This is a genomic window from Bacillus sp. FG16 (assembly GCF_057809515.1).
In genome coordinates this window covers 1-347 of the sequence record NZ_JBMDKC010000386.1, presented here as the reverse complement: position 1 = coordinate 347, position 347 = coordinate 1, and the positions used below count along the sequence as shown (strand labels likewise).

Here is a 347-nt window from a genome sequence, read left to right as displayed (position 1 = left end):
GTATCTCCTGAACGACTCACATCAAATAATTGTAAAAGACCTTTCCGGTCTCGAACGGTTCCTGTAAATTTTTCAGTTACAATTTTTTCGCATCCATACTCGGTAAGTGAATGAATTTGACGATCCAAGTTTTGATCTACTGTTGATACACGTGCATATCCAATAATCATAAATGCCTCCTGTATATTTATCTATTTTTATTGTACAGGAGACACTATTTTTGTAAAGGTATTTGGTAATATTTCTGGACATATTTTTTGGTAAGAAAGGAATACAGTAAACACAGATCATTCCTCATACAGAATGTATGTTACAAAAACACTGGTTTTTGGTAATTAATAATTGTT

1 protein-coding gene is annotated in these 347 nt (G+C 32.0%); it reads right to left on the bottom strand.

Features of this window, described 5'->3' with window-relative positions; translation table 11 throughout:
• Positions 1–170, bottom strand: a 170-nt coding sequence (locus ACODS7_RS32870; RefSeq protein ID WP_488828763.1) for a recombinase family protein, incomplete at its 3' end; no start/stop codon positions are given.
• Positions 171–347: the final 177 nt, after the last annotated feature.